Source organism: Flavobacterium sp. HJ-32-4, from assembly GCF_022532105.1.
Taxonomy (GTDB): domain Bacteria; phylum Bacteroidota; class Bacteroidia; order Flavobacteriales; family Flavobacteriaceae; genus Flavobacterium.
This window is the reverse complement of the sequence record NZ_CP092832.1, coordinates 930,202-950,355: the sequence shown is the minus strand read 5'-3', so window position 1 is coordinate 950,355 and position 20,154 is coordinate 930,202. Positions and strand designations below refer to the sequence as shown.

Genomic DNA, 20,154 nt, shown 5'->3' with positions numbered 1-20,154 from the left:
TCGCGGAAGTAGTCGCGGAAGTGGTCGCGGAAGTGGTCGCAGTGAAAGGAGACGCAGGCAACTTCTACACTGGGAGCGGTTTTTCCGCCTTTTTAACTGGTTATATTTGCGTGATGGAAGCGGTTAAAGTAGCCTACGATTCCATTGCGTGAACTGGCAAGGTAGTTTTTTAAGGTTGGGATGTAGGTATGCGAAAAATACTTTTTTTACATCAAAGAGTTCGTTGGCGGATGAGGCACTGTGTGTGGACGTGAATTGGCTCTCAACCCGAATTGGTTTTACCCGATGATGCAAATCACATTTGACATAACGCGCGTTCCGGACGCATCACAGCAACGCTATCCCGTTGCGTACCTGGAAGGACGCCTGCAAATAGCGATAGGTCCGGTTATCTTTTTTGACGAACCGGAAATCCCATTGATTGAATTTGCGATAAGCGCCTATGAATGGCTGCGTAACACGCGAAATGGACAAGTCGAAGATTTTGTGTACCTGTCAGTGGACCACGAAGAACCTATTATTACGTTTCGCCGAGTGGCTGACGGGTTGTTTTCGCCGCATTCGATATGGCAGTTGGAGGCGGCTGAACCCATTAACGCGAACGACCTGGGCGTAGCCTTCGAAACGTACATAGCGGCATTGCAGGATGCACTAAAAACGCAACGCAACATTGACTTCGACTCGTTGTTAGAGGCGCAATAGTGCGCTTGCTATTGGGTAGTTGTCTTTAGCGGGAGCCGCGAAGGCACGAAGTGTGACATAGTATTATGTTGGTGAAGGGAAAGCAGCCTTTTGAAAGGCGTTCGGCGACACGAAGGCACGAAGGCGCGAAGTGTGACGGATAGGAATGCTGTTGGCCGATCGAAAAGCAGCTTGGTTCATAAGCTTATTGCCGCGAAGGCACGAAGGCGCGAGGTGTGACGGATAGGGGTGTATGTTGGCTGACTGAAAAGCGGATCGTTTGATAGGCGTGTTGCCGCGAAGGCACGAAGGCGCGAGGTGTGACGGATAGGGGTGTATGTTGGCTGACTGAAAAGCGGATCGCTTAATGGGCGGGTTGCCGCGAAGGCACGAAGACGCGAGGTGTGACGGATAGGAATGGATGTTGGCTGACTGAAAAGCAAATCGCTTAATGGGCGGGTTGCCGCGAAGGCACGAAGACGCGAGGTGTGAACGGATAAGTGAATGTGTTGGGCAGAAAAAGGGGGGGGATTTGCGGAGAACGGTGTGCAGAAACGAGGAAAGAGCGACGACCGCGCACGGACTTGGCTACCCCGCTTTCGGGTAGGTTCCGTTTTGTGGATTGGACTGGTGACCACTGCCTACTGACCACTGCTTACTAATCCGGTTCCGACCCCAAAACTTTGGCAACTAACCCCTATATTTGCCGGATGAAACGGTTTGTGTTTGGAGCACGGACCGCGTGAGGGATAGAAGCGGCAGCCCCCGACGAAAGGAGGGGCTATAGCGGATAGCCCGACGGCGCGCACAGAGACTGTGACCCTGAGTGGAACGTTTCTTCGCGCCGGCACGCCCCACTTATAAATTGGAAGATGAAGAACATCCGGAATTTTTGCATTATCGCGCACATTGACCACGGGAAATCGACGCTGGCCGACCGCCTGCTCGACATGACCCAGACGGTGACGGCGCGTGAGGCGCAGGCGCAATTGCTTGACAACATGGATCTGGAGCGCGAGCGGGGGATTACGATCAAGAGCCACGCGATCCAGATGGAATATGTGTATAAGGGAGAGACGTATATCCTGAACCTGATCGATACGCCGGGGCACGTCGACTTTTCGTATGAGGTGTCGCGGTCGATCGCGGCCTGCGAGGGGGCGTTGCTGATTGTGGACGCGGCGCAGAGCATACAGGCACAGACGATCTCGAATCTGTATCTGGCGTTGGAAAACGACCTGGAGATTATCCCGGTGCTGAACAAAGTCGACCTTCCGAGTGCGAACCCGGAGGAGGTGAGCGATGACATCGTAGACTTGCTCGGCTGTAAGCTGGAAGACATTATACCGGCCTCAGGTAAGACCGGGTTTGGTGTCGATAAAATACTGGAAGCCATCATTGAGCGGATTCCGGCTCCGAAAGGGAGTCCGGATGAGCCGTTGCAGGCCTTGATCTTCGACTCGGTTTACAACCCGTTCCGCGGTATTGAGGTGATCTTCCGTGTGAAGAACGGCGAGATCAGGAAAGGCCAGAAGATCAAGTTCATGGCGACCGGAAACGAATATTTTGCCGATGAGATTGGTACGCTGAAACTGAACCAGGTGCCGAAACAGGTGATTTCGGCCGGCGACGTAGGCTACCTGATTTCGGGTATCAAAGAGGCGCGTGAGGTGAAGGTGGGCGATACGATTACGGACGCGAAAACTCCTACCCAAGCGAGCATCTCGGGCTTTGAGGATGTGAAGCCAATGGTATTTGCGGGGATTTACCCTGTGGATACGGAAGATTATGAGGAACTGCGGGCGTCGATGGAGAAACTGCAGTTGAACGACGCGTCGCTGGTGTTCCAGGCGGAGAGTTCGGCTGCGTTGGGCTTTGGCTTCCGTTGCGGCTTCCTTGGGATGTTGCACATGGAGATCATACAGGAGCGACTGGAGCGCGAGTTCAATATGACGGTGATTACCACCGTTCCGAACGTATCGTACCTGGCGTATACGAAGAAAGAGCCGGAGACCGCGCTGATCGTGAACAACCCGTCGGATTTGCCGGAACCGTCGCGACTGGACCGTGTGGAGGAGCCATTTATCAAGGCGACCATCATCACGAAATCGGATTATGTGGGCAATGTGATGTCGCTGTGTATTGAAAAACGCGGGCAGATCACCAACCAGACCTACCTGACGCCGGAGCGTGTGGAATTGAATTTCGACATGCCGTTGGCGGAGATCGTATTCGATTTCTATGACCGGCTGAAGACCGTTTCGAAAGGTTACGCGTCGTTTGACTACCATCCGATCGGGCTGCGGACGTCGAACCTGGTGAAGGTAGACGTGTTGTTGAACGGCAATGGTGTGGATGCGTTGTCGGCGTTGATCCATGCGGACAATGCGTATACGATTGGTAAGAAAATGACCGAGAAGCTGAAGGAGCTCATCCCGAGGCAACAATTCGATATTCCGATACAGGCGGCCATCGGGGCGAAGATCATCGCCCGTGAAACGGTGAAGGCCTTACGGAAAGACGTGACGGCGAAGTGTTACGGTGGTGACATCTCGCGGAAGCGCAAACTCCTTGAAAAACAGAAGAAAGGTAAGAAACGCATGCGCCAGGTGGGTAATGTGGAGATTCCGCAGGAAGCGTTTATGGCGGTGTTGAAGTTGAATGATTAGGGAGAAAGGAACTGAGGAACTGAGGAACTGAGAAACTGAGGAACTGAGGAACTGAGGAACTGAGAAGTTGGTCAGTTGAGGGTTTAGATAGAAAAAGCGCCAGTGGGCGCTTTTTGTTTTTAGTAGTTGATTTTCTCGAGGCGGAGTTCGGGTTTTTCCCCTTCTTCATCAAAATCTTCCATCAGCAAGAGGTATCCTTTCTTGGCATTCATGGCGTGGATCGTGCTGGTTTCGGTTTTCAGGTCGAGCGTTTGGCGGGCGAATTTTCCGTCGGCGTAGGAGACGATACCGAAAAGGGTGTTCTTCCTGCGGTTCACGGACTTTTTCTCGTTATCACTGAAATAGAAGAGGTATTCTTCATCGCCCATTGTCTGGTACGTCATGAAGTCGAATAGCCCGTATTCCTTAATTTGACTGCTGTTCAAGTTCACCGTCGGAAATTTATTTCGGAATTTCGACACTTCAAACACCTCTTTCGCCTGTAGCTTGTCGTCGAGTAAGAGGAAATACATATTGTTGGTGGCTACCGGTTTATCTCTAAAGGTTTCGGCTACCGCGATGGTGTTGCCGTTTGAAAGTCGCAGCATCTTATGTATGTACATATAGCCTTCCTTATCGACGCGGCCCCATTCGTCGATAGGAATCCTGTCTGCAAGTGACGTCCATGGCATACGTTGGCTATTAAGGAGCTGCCCGGTCTTCTTATCGAACTCGAACTGAAAAAGTCCGATGTTGTGCGTATCGTCGATCAATCCTCCTTTCGTTTTCCTGGAGAAATTGCCCATGACCACAATTTTGTCGGCAATGATCTTCGTGTCTACTTCCCGATAGGCGAATTTGTCAACATCGGGAAGGTGGTATTCATTGAGTAGCTCTCCGGTATTTGCCGAAATGAAAAACAACGAATAGTCGTTCTCTTGCCTGTAGTATTCCGACACCCCGAATTGATTAAAGAAGACGACCACATCTTTGTCTGAGCAGATCGGATAGGGATTGTTGTGGTGCTTCGTTTTCACGGCTTCATCGTCGTACACCCAACGCCACATTTCCTTGAAATTATCGTCAAACCTGGCGAAATATTGCTTAGTGCGCCCTTCTTTTTTATTGACCCAAGACGCCTTGGCCACCATTCCGATACCCTCTAATATCATAATAGGCTCTGACATGGTGTTTTCTGTCTCTTGTGTTTTCCGACTCATATCAGGATTGTGTTTTATCTCCTGTTTATTGAAGATGAAAGGATCGCTTATTGTATTGGTCTTGAGATCGAGAATCCGATATCGATAGAAAAAGTGCAGGCGGCCGGCCCTCGTATCACTAAATTCCAGCAGCAACTTTGTGCCGTAGAGTTGGGCCTCCACGTTGATGGATTCCGCTTTCAACGGCCACGATTCAGCCTTTGTTTCCTGAAGGAATCCGTTGGTTACTTTATTAAGGTTTTCGTCGAGTACAACATATTCCAATTCATACGTAGCCTTCGCTATTTTGTCGGTTTGGAACAAGAGTATATAGCCCCTTATATTGTTATCGAAATCATATATCTCTTCGTAAGAATATAATTGCCCGCGCGACAGGTTCGCCAGTGTTTTGACCTGGGCTGACAGAACGAAAGGTACTAACAGAAAGAGGGTAACGATTTTTCTCATGATTGGAATTGACCGATTAGTACATCTAAATCGGCGAGCTTTATGTTTTGAATAAAGGTGATAAACCGGTTCAGGCTATCGGAGTTCTCCCTACGATCTACTTTGGGCAAATACCGGTTGAGCGTATAGGCAATCCGGGCCTCTTTCAGCTTTTTGAGATCGGTTAGGATGACGTCTTTCAGCACGGCATCGCCGGGATTCTTTTTGTATAGCTTGAGCGCTTCGTACAGTGAAAGACCGTACTCCTGTAGTGAAAGTTGGTTGTATAAACTTTGGTAGGCGCTTTGTTTCCTGATAGCATCAAACTTGGCCGATACCGTTCGGATCATGGGTCCTTCCGGCGCTTCTTTTTTCAGCAACCCGAGTCGAACGGCGCAGGCTGGATGTGTTTTCAGGGAATCCGGATCGAATCGTTTGTCTTTATCATATTGCACGAAGAGACTTTCTTCCTGCTCGAAGTACCGGTTTTTAAGCTTGAAGTCTGCCCTGTCGAAAATGGTATGGTAATCGGCGACGGTTAATGAATCTGGTTCGTCATCTGCCACGGCCAGCTTTTCGAGGGTACGGATGCCGGATTGCAGGTTCCGTTTTGTTTTTTGGTATAAGACCAAACCTATCGAGTCGGCCTCGATTTCATACTTTCGATGTTGTTCGTATTTCTGGTACACAATATTTTTCAGGAGGCCTGTTGACAGCCGTCCTTTACCAAATTTCTGCTTACGTATCTCCTTGGTTTTGGCGATCGTCTCTTCAGAGGTAGCGGCCTGTGCAAAGGAAAGAATCCCTTTTCGGACATGATTCAGGTATTGGTGTCCGATTTCGTGTGACATCACGAATACCAGTTCATCTTCATTATCAAGCGATAGAAAGAGTCCGTAATTGATTACGACCGTACCATCCCCAGTATTATACGCATTAACGGAGGGATTTTTTGACAACAGGATGCGGTACTGGGAGCGATCAATGTGGTTTTTGTCCAGGATTTCGTCGAGAAGGGAACGGAGATAACTGAGATGCTCCTCGTCACAAATAAAGTCGTTATCGGTGACCCTCTCGAGGAAATCTTCCTGTAACTCGGCGTAAATAGACCGGATGATGGCTTTCTGTGTACTCGACTCGAAGGTTTGGTTCTTGCGCGCCGCTTCGAATTTTTTCACGTATTCCTTATTCAACGACTCCCGACAGGCCGCATAACCGCTCGTGTCGATTGCCTTGAAATCGATCTGCGCCAATGAAACCTGGGAGACCAGCACTAAAAAGCTTATTATGTACTTCATCAACGACATCGTGATCCGCGTCAAAAATAAACTTTTTATGATTTTTAGCGTTAGGCGCGGTGAAAATTATCGCGCTGATAACCACGCGAACAACCGCTTCACGTCGACTGCTTTAAACAACTGCGTCCCTTCATTCATCGTGGCAGCCGATCCGCAGGCGACGCCCCATTGCAGCACCTCTTTCAAGGGTTTGTTTTGGGAAAGCGCCCATACCATGCCCCCTACCATGCTATCACCTGCACCGACAGTTGAGCGCTTGTGGACGTTGGGCGCGGGTACGAAATGGGTTTCGTTCTTCGACACGAGATAGGCCCCCTGCGGGCCTAACGACACGACAATGATCGCTGCTTTACCGGCATCGACCAATGTGCGGGCTGCATCGTCGGCTTCGTCTATTTCAAGGCGCGCGGTGCCGACCAATTTGGCCAGTTCGCCTACGTTGGGTTTGGCCAGGAAGACACCGGCTTCGAGGGTTTGCGCCAATGCTTCTCCGGAGGTATCGACGATAAAGCGCCCGCCTTTTTCCGCCACGCGTTTCGCGATTTGGGCGTAGAAGGCAGGGGTGAGCCCTTCGTTGAGACTACCGCTTGCGACGACGTAGGGCGCAGGGTTGGAAGCGATTTTTTCAAGGACTTGGTGTTGCTCGTCGGCCGTCAGCTCGGCGCCGGGGAAGCCGAAGCGGTATTGGGCGTTGGTGCCGGTTTCGAGTGCGATCAGGTTCTCTCGGGTGCTGTTTTTGGTGCGGATGACATCGGTGGGGATGCCTTCGCTTTCGACCAGGCGCTGGAGCAGATCGCCCGATGAACCACCGGCCAGGAAGAGGCATAGGGAATCGCCTCCCAGCCGCGCAATCGCCTTCGAGACATTGATGCCGCCGCCACCTGCGTCATAGTGGGGTGGGGTGCACCGAATTTTCTGTTCGGGAATGAGTCCGGTGAAGGTGGTGCTTTTGTCAAGCGACGGGTTGACGGTGACCGTCAGTATGGCGTGGTTCATGTGGTAACTTTGCCCTAAGTTCGGAAAAAACGGGGCGGTATCCAAGTGTATTTCACGTGGGGTGGCATGTAGGGCTTTCGTATCTTTGCATCCTACCTGAAAATTATGATCGAAGATAAAAATCCGCAGCGTACCCCGCTTTCCCAACTGGGCGAGTTCAAACTCATTGAGCACCTCACCAAGCGATTCGAATTGAAACGGCCTTCGACGCTAAAAGGCGTGGGCGATGATGCCGCCGTATTGGATTTTGGTGGGAAGCGTACGGTTGTTTCGACCGACCTGCTGATCGAGGGTGTGCATTTCGACCTGTCGTATATGCCGTTGAAACACCTGGGCTATAAAGCGGTGGTGGTGAACCTGTCGGATATCTGTGCGATGAATGCGACGCCGACGCAGATTACGGTGTCGGTGGCTGTTTCCAACCGCTTTCCGCTGGAGGCCCTGGAGGAACTGTATGACGGCATCGCGTTGGCCGCTGACGTTTATAAAGTAGACGTGATTGGCGGTGACACCACCTCCTCGCAAAAAGGGATGCTGTTGTCGATTACGGCGCTGGGCGAAGCGGAGGCCGATGACATCGTATACCGGAGTGGCGCGAACGAGAACGACCTTTTGGTGGTTTCGGGCGATATCGGCTCGGCTTATATGGGCTTGCAGGTATTGGAGCGGGAACGTCGTGTTTTCGAAGTGAATCCGCAGAACCAGCCCGACCTGGATGCTTATACCTACCTCATCGAGCGGCAGTTGAAGCCCGAGGCGCGGACCGACGTTCGCGAGTTGTTGCAAGCGTTGGAGGTGAGGCCTACGTCGATGATTGACATTTCGGATGGGTTGTCGTCGGAAATCCTGCATTTGTGCAAGCAGTCGGGCGTGGGATGTAACCTGTTCGAAGAGAAGTTGCCGGTTGACCCGCAGTTCATCAATGCCTGTGAGGAATTCAACCTCGACGCGACGACGGTGGCGATCAACGGGGGAGAGGATTACGAACTTTTGTTTACGATTCCGTTAGAGGATTTTGCGAAGATCAAAGGCAATCCGAACCTCACGGTCATCGGACACATGACGCCCGCCGCGGATGGTGCGCACCTCATTACGCGGGCGAACACCCGCATCGAGCTGAAGGCCCGTGGATGGGATGCCTTGACGGAATAAAAAAGCCCGGAGGTTACCGGGCTTGTCGCATTATACTATAGGTTCGTCCATGTTGATGATGTTCAGCACGGACTCGCTGTAGTATTTTTCCCCTGCCAGTATTTTCTCGAACGCCAGCAGCAGTTCCTCGAAGGTCAGGTCGTTTTTGATGACGAGTCCGTCAGGCTGGATCGTTTCGGAAAAATACCGGAATTTCATTTTTTCAGTGTGCATGGTCAGTAAGACCACTTTACAGGCCGGCATCCGTTCGCGCAAGAGGCGGGCGAGGTCGAGTCCGGACTCGACATTCTTCTCCGCATACCCTGGAATACTGATGTCGAGTAGGGCGACATCGAAGTCATGGGGGCTGTTGACGATGGCTTCGTAGCCGGTTTTGCCGGAGTCGGCGCTGGAGGAAACCACTTCATACTCATCTGGCTTGAACCTGTCGAGGGTGTTTCGATAGGCCTGCAGGATGAACGGGTGGTCATCGACCATTAAGAGTTGTACGGTTTTTTTCATTTGGGGTCATGATTTGTTTTGGGCTAGGTATCGGATAAAGGTAATACAAATTTTAATAGGGTACCGGCGCCCGGAGCCGTTTCAATTTCCATGGTACCCCTCGAATTGGTGATCCGGTTGAGCATATTGATGAGTCCGATGCCCTTCTTTTTCTTCGCATAATTGAAGCCCACGCCGTCGTCGCGGACCTCGAGGCGGAGGTCGTCATTGCTTTTGAAAAAGCGTACCTTGACGTTTTGGGCGTTGGCGTGTTTGTTGACATTCTGGAAGGCTTCCTGCAGGATGCGGTAGAGGTTGATCTTGGCAGTGCTGTTGACGGCGTTCCAATCGATGGTATCATCGATATTGATGTCGATCGCCGCCTGGCAGACGGTGCGCTGCGTGGCGATGAAGTTGTTCACCATCAATACGAAGTTGTTGAAGATGGCGGCTTTTTCGGCGCTGAGGTCGTGGGAAATCTCGCGGATCTCCTGCTCAACACTCTTGAGTTCGTCGATATAGGCAATACGCTCGGCGATGGCCTTTTCGTCGGACTTGGTATTGAGGACGCCGAGGTTCATGCGGGTGCCAAAAAGGCGGCCGAGCACGCCGTCGTGCAGTTCCTGGGCAATGCGTTTTTTCTCGGCCTGACGGACTTCCTCAATACGATCCTGCTGGTTGAGCATGAGTTGGTAGACCTCTTCGTTGGCCTGTTGCTGCTCCTGGATGAGGCGTAACTCGCGGTTTTTCGCCGCCTGGAAGCGGATCACGAAGATGAACACGCCGAGGGTGATGATGCCGAGGGTGATGTAGATGAGGCTTTTGCGTTGTTCGACGAGTTTGTCTTTTTCAATGATGAGCTCTTCGGTTTCGAATTCTATGCGGGCGAACTTGTTTTGGATTTTGCGTTCCGCTATTTCCAGTGAATCGTCAATTTTATAATACTTTTCAGAGTATTGAAGTGCCTTCTCGGGGTAGGCTTTTGACAACTGCCTGAGTACGCCCAACATCTCGCGTGTTTGATGTTTCTCTTTTGCCAATTGTTCCGCCTCACGCGCGAATTTCTTCGCAAGATTAGTTTCGCCACGCTTAAGCAAAAACTCCGAAAGGTGAATTTTATTTGAGATTATGGCCGGAACATCCCCAACAGAGTCCCTTATTTCTAGAGCAGCAAGAAACCTATCTTTGAGGTTTTCTATCTCCCCTATCTTGAATTTAGAATACGATTCGTTGTCTAACAAAGTTGCATAAACATCCGGACGGTCACGCTTCAGGTTCTCCGACCTGAGGGCGGATTCAAAGATGCCAATCGCTTTGCGATGTTCATTTTGGTTCTGGTAAGCCAAACCCAAATTATTGAGTGTCAGCGAAGGTAAATGCCTTTCTTTAGAAAAATAAGGCCGCCGCGCAATGGATAGGGCCTTGTCGAAGTAATCTTTGGAAGATTTATGATCCCCTAACTGACTGTAAACAAGTCCAAGAAGATTATAGGCCTGATAAAGTAATTCTTCATTTTGCGTTTTGCGCAAAAACTTGAGCGCCTCTATAGTGGTTTTCTCGCAACGGATGTAGTCACTCTGTTGATATTGGAAAACAGCTTGCGTCAATACGGTCTCGCTAATGTTTTCCACATCATTTAATGCATAGAAGATTTTCTGCGCGCGAGAATTAAAGTAATAAGCACTATCAGGACTTGCTTCATGGATGAAATAATCCCGTATGAACGTGCAGGCCTTACCCATTCCCGCAGAGTCCTGAGCGGCGGCGGCCATTTCCATTGCTGTGCCTGATACCCTCCGATAATCCCGGTACAGACCATTGTTATAATATCTGTTGGCAACCTTAAAAAGGTATTTCCTTTTGATGGAGTCGTTATTCGCTAGTTCAAGGGTCAGTTTCTCACTCTGCCTTGCAAAATTTATCCTTTTCTCGAGAGGAATCGAATCATTGTTGGCCTGTTCAAAAAGCGACTCTATATCCTTTTTATTGGCTTTGCCCGGATTATCTTCACCACAAGAAACCAATAATAGAAAGAAGACGAAAAAACGAAATGACCTCACATTTACTTTTTTTCAAATATAAAAAAGGCCGTCAAAAGACGGCCTTAATATTGTAATTATATTCAGTTTAGTCAACTCGCTTAGTACTACCCTGTGTATTTGTGAGTGAACCACCACTGCCTCCTGTCTTCACTTCAGCGAAGAGTCCTTTTTTCTCTTTCTTCTCTCCACTTCCATTGTAAGAAGTAAGACCTACGAATGCTACAGCTACTACGATTGCGATTGCGATTACTTTTTTCATGATGATGTTCGTTTTGGGGTTTGGAACTATGTTTTTTGTTGTACTTCGGTTGGGGTTTATCCGTTTGGATGATGTAAAACTAAGGCGTCACTTGCGGGAAATCAAGCGTTTACGCGCCTTTATGGTGGATGGCGTATTTCTACGTGTGGATGGACGGGTTTTGCGAGGCGTTGATTTTTGCCGCCTACCCCTTTTCGGGTCTTTTTTGTCGTTTTGGGGACTTTGGACCGTCGCCTCTTTACGGGAAGGTCAGGCCTACCTCAGTTCATATTGTCGAGGTTGAGGTCGATGCGCCGCATCTCGCGCCCTTCGTTGGTGGTGATCAGGTTGATCAGCAGGTCGATGTTCTTTTTGTAGGACTTGGAGAACGGCAACTGCACCTTGCTGTTTTTGAGGTAACAGACGTTGTTGCCGATGTGGATCCGGGAGATGTAGTTGATATTGACGATATAACTGTTGTGGATCCTGACGAATTCGGCCGGCAGGGTCGTTTCGAAATGCTTCATCGTCTTAAAAGCCGTGACCATATCGCCGTTGTTCATGTAAAGATCGGTGGAGTTGTTGTCGGCCTTGGCATACACGATGTCTTCGGTATCGATAAACCGGTAATCACCATACGATTTGATACAGAGCGTGCTCGGCACGTCTTCGGCATAGCGCTCGAACTTGATAATGGTTTTTCGCAGTTCGTGTATATTAAGCGGTTTCAGCAGGTAATCGAATACCTCGTGCTTCAGGGCATGATAGGCCATGTCTTTCGACTTGGTGAGCACTACCATTTTGGGCAGCGTCTTCATGAAGCGGAACAATTCGTTGATAATACCCAGGCCGAGGTTGCTCTGGCGGTTCTCCGGATCGATCTCCATCACCACCATTTTCGGCTTGTGTTCGAGGATCAGGTTCACCGCATCTTCACTGTTGTCGGCCGTACCCATGTGGAAGTAGTTCGAGAACTCCTCGAAAACCGAGAGGGTCCGCGTCACACTGTCTGGGTCATCGTCAATGATGATGTAAGGGTATTTCATCTACAGCGAAAAATACGCAAAATGCGAACCTTTTCTTTTTGGGGCAAAGGACACTTACTAACAAGGTTATTCGGGTAGATAAATGGGGTATGACAATATACACACTTCCCCCGGGCCTAAAAAGTGTTCCGGATGAAATGCGCGCTTTTCGGACGAACGGCAACCGCGTTTTGCGATTTACGGATTTCGTCCTTTTTCGCCCGGGTATAAAGACGGAAGCGGATCGCTTTGCCAAAACGATCCGGTGTCGGCGTCCAAAAGTGTCAGCGGACCATGGAAGGCGGCGCCGGTATCGACATTCCATACATTGGCGCAGCGCAACGGCTGGAGGTGGCCCAATCGGGTGACGGGGGTGTGGCCGATGAAGATGTCGGTATAGCGTTTCAATCGTGCCGGGTACTTCGGATCGTCGGCCGGCAGGAGCGGATCGAGTGCCAATGCCATTTCCCACAGCGTGCGCTCCCAATACAGCAGGCGGGGGAAGTATTCATGGGTGGCCCCTTTCTGGTTGGTGAAACCGGCGTGCACAAAGAGCCGGTTGTGTTCGTCGATGTAATAGTTATGCAGGGATTCCAGGAACCGGATGTGTTCGGCACGTGTCGCTTCCGTAACACCTTCGTAGGCTGCAACCGTAGCGGCACCCCCATGTTGGAACCACAGCGTTTCGTCTATGTTCTCATAGCGCGCGGTCAGCCAATCGTGCAGCAGTTGATCGTGGTTACCCCTGAGAAAGATACAGTTCGGATAGCATTCCGGAAGGCGGATGAGGAAGTCCAATACGTTTGGCGACTGGCTCCATCCGTCTACATAATCACCCAAAAACACCAGGCGGTCATTAGGCTCGATAGGTGCGCGTTCCAATACTTGTTCAAGGGCCCGCAGCCCGCCGTGGATATCACCGATGACGTAGGTTCGCATAATGCAAAAATAGACGAAAATAACTTTAACATTTTTTACGGGAAAACCGTAATGGCGGCAACGAATAATCTGTAGCTTTACCCCTACAGGATTACTCGTGTTTACTCCATCGAAAAACTCTTGGGATGCGTACCGCTTGTTTTATCGGCCTGATTGTTATCGCCTATTTTGGATTTGGCTGTGCGGATCAACCCATACCAGCACCGTCGCAGCAGTTGCGTGATAGTCTCGAATATTACTTCACGGTGGCCAATGACGACAGCGTAGCCATACACCTTCGACTGCATGCGGCAGACCGGGCATGGACACTAACGAAAAAACTCCCACAGGATTCCATATATATAAAAAACATGTTTCGGGTAGCGAATCGGTATTGGAATATGGGGAACATGAGTCGGTATAAGACACTTTTGGACTCACTTCTTGCGTCAAATTATGTAGACAAAAGTCCAAGCGATAAGGGAAAGGCTTTGAGATATCTTGGCGACTACTATCAAAAGAACAGCAACCCAGTAAGAGCCTACCAAGCCTACTTCAACGCGGAAAAAATCTACAAAAAAGCACTTGACACAGATGGGTACTTGAGTACTCTCGTCCGGCGTGCTAATCTCTATTTTGAATACGGCCAATATCAAAAAACGGAGTCGCTGTGCTATTACGGCCTTAGCTTATCTAACGAAAACAAAGCGTATCAGCATGAATTTTATAATTTTTGTGGGATTAGCCAAATGGGAATGGGAGAATTTGAGAAGGCCAGGCGCTCGTTATATTGTGCGATTACAACTATCAAATACGCGCCGTTAAAGCAAAGAGGCGCTGAAAGCGTTTATTGGAATAATCTTGGGAATGTTTATGTACGGCTTCAAAAAAATCAACAGGCCATTAGCTGTTATAACAAGGGACTCCAATGCCCAAGTTTGGGCCTCAACCATTCTTATATAATACCCCTGCTCCGCGAAAACCGGAACTTTGTATCATTCCTAATGGGAAAGAGATATTCCCTGTCCATAAACAGTATTTCGACAAAAGCCAGTTACTTCTACCAAGAATTCAGGTTAATCGCCATATATAAAAAGAACAGGGCTCGGTATCTGGGTTCCATTCGCCGAAAAAAAGAACAGGTTGAGGTACTCTATAGCGCATTACAACTTACGCGGCAGAAAAAACTTCCAATTGAGCGTTTACTTTGCCTTTCGGAATTAATCGAGTGCAATGCGCCAAATCTTCGTGAACTCGCAACTGAATATATAGATTTGCGGGACTCAATCGATGCAGAAGCGATAAAACTAAAGTCCCAGTTCAGCGCCATTGAATACCAAACCTCCGAACTCAAACAACAAAACCAGCAGCTCCTTACCCAAAACCAAAAGATCACCATCGGCGCGTCTTCTGTAGGAGTGCTGCTGTTGGGCGGATTGTTCGCCCGTCATTACCGTGCCCGGAAAAAGGAGGTACAGTTATTGCGCGAACGGCAGGCGGCCGATGACGAGATTTTCCAACTCCTGCAACAGCAACAGGAGAAAGTGGAGGAAGGACGTAAACTCGAAAAGCGCCGTATCTCACAGGAACTGCATGACGGTGTGATGGGGAAACTCTCGGGTATCCGTCTCAATCTTTTTGTGCTTAACAAGCGCAACGACCCGGAGACGGTTTCGAAGTGCCTGGGTCATATCGACAAAATCCAGGAGGTCGAAAAAGAAATACGTTCTATTGCCTATGACCTCGAAAACGATTTGTTTAGGGAAGACCGTTCGTTCAGTGCCCTGTTGCGTACGCTGGTGCAATCAGCTAAGGACGTGTCAACCACGCAATTCCATCTCGACTTAGATGCCGCTATCCAATGGGACGCGATTCCCAACACGGTGAAAATACAATTGTATAGGGTGTTGCAGGAGGCCCTTACCAACATCCGGAAATACGCGCAGGCGAAAGAAGTACACATCACCCTGAGGCAACGCAAACAACATTTATGGGTACGCGTGGCCGACGATGGCGTGGGTTTCCATCCGACCAAAGTGAAAAAAGGACTTGGTCTCGATAATATGGAAAACCGCATCCGGCGTCAGGGCGGGAACTTTAAGGCAAAATCCGCGGAAGGGCGGGGCACGACACTCCTCTTTACTCTTCCCACACTAACGAAAGAATCGCATCGGGACGATGAATAGAAAACTGCTACTTTTCTTTTTTGTACTCGCCTTACTCGCGTTGGGGTTGTGCTTTCATGGCTGTACATCGCCACCCCCGGTCACTGCGTCACAACAACTGAACGACAGCCTTGAATACTATTTTACCGTGGCCAATGACGACAGTACGGAAATAGCCATTCGCCGGCATTTTGCGGATCGGGCGAGAGCGTTGACGGAAAAGATGCCCAAAGATTCGATCTATGTAAAAAATATGTTTCGGGTGGCGAATCGGTATTGGAACTGTGGAGAGCTAGACCATTATTACAACATTACTCTTAGGCTTGATCAACAAATCGCGAACAAATGTTCCAGAGAATACTGTAAAAACCAGTTGTATATCGGCGACTATATGATTCGTAAAGGCCTCACAGATAAAGCCTACGCTAACTATCATCGAGCAGAATTCTACGCACGCCATATACGCGATTTTGAATACGTGCTGTTAGCTTTGACTAAAAAATGTGAAATGCTCGTTACCGTAGGGGATTATTTAACGTGTGAAAAACTGTGTTATGAAGGCGTGAAAATAGGTGAACACCAAAATAAAATATACCACCATCGATTCTACACCTACTTAGGCATTATTTCCACTTCCTATGGTGAGCCTTATAAATCAGCCCTTTTTTTCTCAAAGGCACTAACAACTTTAAAGCGTTATGGTGAAACGAAACATCAGGGACTAGAATTTACCTACCTTAATAATATGGCCTCAGTAGAAATTGCGCGCAAAAACTACCGCCGAGCCTACGAAATCTGTCATACCGCTTTATCGGATAAAGCGAAAACTGAAAATGATTCAGACGGATATGCCGCGTTACTCGAGCAAAGGAACTTCAGCCGCTTTTATATGACGGGGCGTTACTCAATGAGAGATAGCGAGCGTGCCTTCCAACTATATAAAATCCTCAACGAATACTCTGGCATGACAGACTGCAAACTACACCAGGCCATCTATTATTTCCAAAACCGACAGCGGAAGCAAGGCCTGCAAATCATCGATTCGCTTTTAGTTCTTTGTCGGGAGAAAAAACTGACCTCTCGGTTGCCTGAGATTTTGCGAACGGCGTTGGAGCATGACTGCCGTAACGAAAACCTCCTGACGGATTACCTGACGCTCTCCGACTCTCTCCAACTCGCCGAACGGCGAAACCGCAACAAATTTGCGCAGATTGAATACCAAACCTCCGAACTCAAAGAGCAAAACCAGCAACTCCTTACCCAAAACCAAAAGATCACCATCGGCGCGTCTTCTGTTGGAGTGCTGTTATTGGGCGGATTGTTCGCCCGCCATTACCGGGCCCGGAAAAAGGAGGTACAATTACTGCGCGAACGCCAAGCGGCCGATGACGAGATTTTCCAACTCCTGCAACAGCAACAGGAGAAAGTGGAGGAAGGACGTAAACTTGAAAAGCGCCGTATCTCACAGGAATTGCATGACGGTGTGATGGGGAAACTCTCGGGAATTCGCCTCAATCTGTTCGTGCTCAACAAGCGGAGTGATCCGGAGACGGTTTCGAAATGCCTAAGTCATATCGACAAAATCCAGGAGGTCGAGAAAGAAATACGTTCTATTGCCTATGACCTCGAAAACGACCTGTTTGGGGAAGATCGTTCGTTCAGTGCCCTGTTGCGTACGCTGGTGCAGTCAGCAAAGGAGGTGTCGACCACCCAATTCCATCTCGATTTGGATGCGGCGATTCAATGGGACGCGATTCCGAACACGGTGAAAATACAACTGTATCGGGTGTTGCAGGAGGCCCTTACCAACATCCGGAAATACGCGAAGGCGAAAGAAGTACACATCACCCTGAGGCAACGCAAACAACATTTGTGGGCGGTGGTGAAGGATGACGGGATCGGTTTTACGCCCTCGTCCATCAAAAAAGGACTTGGACTTACCAATATGGAAACACGCATCCGACGACAAGGCGGTGCTTTCAAACTGAAATCGAAGGAAAGCCAAGGCACTACATTGATTTTTACACTGCCCGTTACCACCTAAGTCCGATTGTTTTTTACGGGAAAACCGTAGCGCTACTATTATTGTTTTTTGTAGCTTTACTCTTACTCGTGCGCTATGCGTGCGTTATTTGAAGCTCATGCGCCTTTTTTCGTTTGTCGCACTACTTCTATTAGGCTTTCTGTCAGGGACTTGTACGCCTGATATGAAGCCTGTTGCCTCATTTCAAAAAATGGACAGCCTCGAATATTACTTCACCGTCGCGAATACTGATAGTGCCGACCTGCCTGTGCGCAAACGCAGTGCCAATCGGGCGAAGGCGCTTGTTGAAACGCTTCCTAAAGATTCTATTTATGTGAAGAACATGTTTCGGGTCGCGAATCGGTATTGGAACATGGGAGAATTGGAGCGATATGAATGCATTCTCAATATTCTGTTGTCTTCCGCATGTCTACAAAACAAAACCGATAAAGCGAAAGCACTTGTTTATTTAGGGGATTATTTCACAAAAACTTCTCGACCGGTAAAGGCCTGTGAGAAATATTTTAAAGCGGAGCGACTCTATACTTTGAGTCAAGACCACGACGGGTACTTTAGCACGGTGATCCGCAGGCTTGATTTGTACCTTGAATATGGACAATTTCAAAAATGCGAGTCTTTGGCTTATCGAAGCTTACAACTTTCTAAAGGGAATAAATCCTATCGACACGCGTTTTGGAATTATTGCGCCCTTGTTCAACAAAATAATGGGCAATATGAAAAAGCAATTCAGTCCTTTCGAAATGCTATCTTAAACGTTAGGTATGCGAGTAAGAAAACACTCGGTATTAAAGGTCTCTACTTCAACAATCTTGGGGGCTTATATTTATCGCAGGAGCAATTTGACAAAGCAATAGCTTGTTTTGATAATGGCCTAAAGTGCCCTTATCTTTTCCCAAATTATTCGGATGTGGAGGCACTTCTTACGGAAAATAAAAATATTGCTTTTCTCAGGTCAGGCAGGGGATATTCTATCCAAGTAAATAAAAATGCTATTGAGTCAGGATATCGATTCAATGACTACAGGTTACTCATCGGATGTAAGATAAACCAAGCTGAATATTATGCCTATATAAATAGGGGAAAAAAGCAGCTAGACGCATTAAATAGCGCGTTGCAAATTGCTCAGGAAAAAAGATTACCCCACGAGCGCCTGAAGTGCCTTTCGGAGTTGATCAAATGTAACGCCCGGAATCTTCAAAAGCACGCGACCGATTATATTATGCTACGCGATTCCATAGATAGGGAAGCATTAAAGCTAAGGGGGCAATTCAGCGCCATCGAATACCAAACCGCCGAACTCAAAGAGCAAAACCAACACCTCCTTACCCAAAACCAAAAGATCACCATCGGCGCGTCTTCTGTAGGAGTGCTGCTGTTGGGCGGATTGTTCGCCCGCCATTACCGGGCCCGGAAAAAGGAGGTACAATTGCTGCGCGAACGGCAGGCGGCCGATGACGAGATTTTCCAACTCCTGCAACAGCAACAGGAGAAAGTCGAGGAAGGCCGTAAACTCGAAAAGCGCCGCATTTCACAGGAACTGCATGACGGTGTGATGGGGAAACTCTCAGGAATTCGCCTCAATCTGTTCGTACTCAACAAGCGCAACGATCCGGAGACGGTTTCGAAATGCCTGGGTCACATCGACAAAATTCAGGAGGTCGAAAAGGAAATACGTTCTATTGCCTATGACCTGGAAAACGATCTGTTTGGGGAAGACCATTCGTTCAGTGCCCTTTTACGCACGCTGATGCAGTCAGCAAAGGAGGTGTCAACCACACAGTTTCATCTCGATTTGGATGTGGCTATTCAATGGGATGCCATTCCCAATACGGTCAAAATACAATTGTATCGGGTGTTGCAGGAGGCCCTTACCAACATCCGGAAATACGCGCAGGCGAAAACGGCCCACATCACCCTGAGACAACGCAAACAACATTTATGGGTGGTAGTGACGGATGATGGGGTCGGTTTTACGCCATCGGCCATCAAAAAAGGTCTCGGACTTACCAATATGGAAACACGCATCCGGCAGCAAGGCGGATCATTTAAAATAAAATCAATGCAAGGAGGGGGTACTACCTTGGTCTTTATTCTTCCACTTAAATCATAACTGCCATGAAATTACATGTTTTGTTAATCGACGACCACCCCACCCAGATTGAAGGCTACAAGAGTATCCTGAGTTTTCTCGACACCGGTCATGACCTGCATTTTACGGAAGCCTACAGTTGCGAGGAGGCGTTTCACCTCTTGACACAACCCGAAAGCCGCCCTCCTTTCGACGTCATCTGCCTTGATTGGAGCCTCCCCCCCTACCCGCAGCAGAAAATCATGAACGGTGAAGACCTCGGTGCACTGGCGCGGACGCGTTATCCGAAGGTCAAAATCATCCTCATGACGTCGCATTCGGAAGCGTTTATCCTTTACAATATCATGAAGGCCTGCGCGCCGGAAGGACTCATGATAAAGAGTGATTTTTCAGCCAATGACTTGTTGACGGCGTTTGATACGGTACTGGCTGGAAAAACCTATATGACCGCCACGGCTGCAGCGAATCTTCGAAACGTGGTAGCCAAAAGCGACTACCTCGACAGCTACAACCGCCAGATTATCCAGCTATTGGCGCAAGGTATCCGCACCAAGAACATCCCGGATATGGTCAAGCTGTCGCAGAGTGCTGTTGAAAAACGAAAAGCCAGCATCAAGGACTATTTCGGCATCGCAAAAGGCACCGACGAAGACATCGTCAGGGAAGCGCGGGAGCGGGGTTACATTTAACATTTTGTACGGTTTTCCCGTAAAATCAATCGTCCGACCTTGG

15 protein-coding genes and 1 pseudogene are annotated in these 20,154 nt (G+C 49.0%); 7 read left to right on the top strand and 9 right to left on the bottom strand.

Translation table 11 applies throughout. The features are described from left to right. Positions 1 to 285 precede the first annotated feature (285 nt). Entirely contained in the window at positions 286 to 702 is a 417-nt protein-coding gene (locus tag MKO97_RS03835; protein WP_241104749.1) for a hypothetical protein, read from the top strand. Positions 703 to 1,553: 851 nt separating this feature from the next. After that, positions 1,554 to 3,350: a translation elongation factor 4 gene (lepA, locus tag MKO97_RS03830; RefSeq protein WP_241104748.1), complete on the top strand. Its 1,797-nt coding sequence runs from the start codon at positions 1,554 to 1,556 to the stop codon at positions 3,348 to 3,350. 119 nt (positions 3,351 to 3,469) lie between these two features. Here the strand turns inward: lepA and MKO97_RS03825 are convergent, their stop codons facing one another. The 3 genes from MKO97_RS03825 to MKO97_RS03815 form a co-directional block, all read right to left on the bottom strand. Beyond that, entirely contained in the window at positions 3,470 to 4,996 is a 1,527-nt protein-coding gene (locus tag MKO97_RS03825; protein WP_241104747.1) for a DUF6770 family protein, read from the bottom strand. Further along, positions 4,993 to 6,273, bottom strand: a complete 1,281-nt coding sequence (locus MKO97_RS03820) for a M48 family metallopeptidase (RefSeq protein WP_241104746.1) — start codon at positions 6,271 to 6,273, stop codon at positions 4,993 to 4,995. The genes MKO97_RS03825 and MKO97_RS03820 overlap by 4 nt, the downstream gene beginning before the upstream one ends. 66 nt (positions 6,274 to 6,339) lie before the next feature. Further along, positions 6,340 to 7,269: a 1-phosphofructokinase family hexose kinase gene (locus MKO97_RS03815; protein WP_241104745.1), complete on the bottom strand. Its 930-nt coding sequence runs from the start codon at positions 7,267 to 7,269 to the stop codon at positions 6,340 to 6,342. Positions 7,270 to 7,374: 105 nt separating this feature from the next. On the opposite strand from MKO97_RS03815, the gene thiL reads away from it, so the two are divergent. Then, positions 7,375 to 8,421, top strand: coding sequence for a thiamine-phosphate kinase (gene thiL / locus MKO97_RS03810; RefSeq protein ID WP_241104744.1), 1,047 nt, complete (start codon positions 7,375 to 7,377; stop codon positions 8,419 to 8,421). A gap of 30 nt (positions 8,422 to 8,451) precedes the next feature. Here the strand turns inward: thiL and MKO97_RS03805 are convergent, their stop codons facing one another. The 6 genes and pseudogenes from MKO97_RS03805 to MKO97_RS03785 form a co-directional block, all read right to left on the bottom strand. Next, on the bottom strand, positions 8,452 to 8,922 hold the full coding sequence (locus MKO97_RS03805) for a response regulator transcription factor (protein ID WP_241104743.1): 471 nt from the start codon (positions 8,920 to 8,922) through the stop codon (positions 8,452 to 8,454). A 23-nt stretch (positions 8,923 to 8,945) separates the two neighbouring features. Continuing rightward, a complete protein-coding gene (locus MKO97_RS03800) occupies positions 8,946 to 9,911 on the bottom strand; it encodes a sensor histidine kinase (RefSeq protein WP_241104742.1) in 966 nt (321 codons plus the stop codon). 267 nt (positions 9,912 to 10,178) lie between these two features. Then, a pseudogene (locus MKO97_RS15115) lies at positions 10,179 to 10,643 on the bottom strand (tetratricopeptide repeat protein); the annotation flags it as partial. 385 nt (positions 10,644 to 11,028) lie between these two features. Next, a complete protein-coding gene (locus MKO97_RS03795; RefSeq protein WP_241104741.1) occupies positions 11,029 to 11,202 on the bottom strand; it encodes a hypothetical protein in 174 nt (57 codons plus the stop codon). A 260-nt stretch (positions 11,203 to 11,462) separates the two neighbouring features. Further along, complete coding sequence (locus MKO97_RS03790) at positions 11,463 to 12,227, bottom strand: LytTR family DNA-binding domain-containing protein (protein ID WP_241104740.1); 765 nt, start codon at positions 12,225 to 12,227, stop codon at positions 11,463 to 11,465. A 177-nt stretch (positions 12,228 to 12,404) separates the two neighbouring features. Further along, on the bottom strand, positions 12,405 to 13,145 hold the full coding sequence (locus MKO97_RS03785; RefSeq protein WP_241104739.1) for a metallophosphoesterase family protein: 741 nt from the start codon (positions 13,143 to 13,145) through the stop codon (positions 12,405 to 12,407). 1,253 nt (positions 13,146 to 14,398) lie between these two features. On the opposite strand from MKO97_RS03785, the gene MKO97_RS03780 reads away from it, so the two are divergent. The 4 genes from MKO97_RS03780 (at position 14,399) to MKO97_RS03765 (ending at position 20,111) form a co-directional block, all read left to right on the top strand. Next, positions 14,399 to 15,310, top strand: coding sequence for a sensor histidine kinase (locus MKO97_RS03780; RefSeq protein WP_241104738.1), 912 nt, complete (start codon positions 14,399 to 14,401; stop codon positions 15,308 to 15,310). Between the two features lie 724 nt (positions 15,311 to 16,034). Then, on the top strand, positions 16,035 to 17,333 hold the full coding sequence (locus MKO97_RS03775) for a sensor histidine kinase (protein ID WP_241104737.1): 1,299 nt from the start codon (positions 16,035 to 16,037) through the stop codon (positions 17,331 to 17,333). Positions 17,334 to 17,496: 163 nt separating this feature from the next. After that, the gene (locus MKO97_RS03770; RefSeq protein ID WP_241104736.1) at positions 17,497 to 19,443 is read left to right on the top strand and encodes an ATP-binding protein; all 1,947 of its coding nucleotides are present in this window, start codon (positions 17,497 to 17,499) and stop codon (positions 19,441 to 19,443) included. Positions 19,444 to 19,448: 5 nt separating this feature from the next. Further along, positions 19,449 to 20,111 (top strand): response regulator, encoded by a 663-nt coding sequence (locus MKO97_RS03765; protein ID WP_241104735.1) that lies wholly within the window; start codon positions 19,449 to 19,451, stop codon positions 20,109 to 20,111. Positions 20,112 to 20,154 lie beyond the last annotated feature (43 nt).